General features: G+C 57.0%; 1 pseudogene. It reads left to right on the top strand.

Features of this window, described 5'->3' with window-relative positions:
• Positions 1 to 198: pseudogene (locus AF337_RS15970) on the top strand (ABC transporter permease); the annotation flags it as partial.
• Positions 199 to 214 lie beyond the last annotated feature (16 nt).

Here is a 214-nt window from a genome sequence, read left to right as displayed (position 1 = left end):
GGCGGTTATCTCTTCGGCGCGGTGACGATCCTTCAGTTGCATGCGCAAGCCTTCGGTATAGGCATTCCCTCGCAGTTCCTATCGATGCTGCCCTACGCGGCGACGGTTGTGGTCCTCATCATCATCTCGCATAATCGACGCACGACGTTGATCAATACGCCGGCATCGCTCGGCAAGGCCTTTGTGCCCGACCGGTGAGCAACAACAAAAAGAC

Origin of the sequence: Rhizobium ecuadorense, assembly GCF_001187535.1 — a bacterium.
Classification (GTDB): Bacteria; Pseudomonadota; Alphaproteobacteria; order Rhizobiales; family Rhizobiaceae; genus Rhizobium; species Rhizobium ecuadorense.
This window is presented reverse-complemented; position numbering and strand designations above follow the sequence as displayed.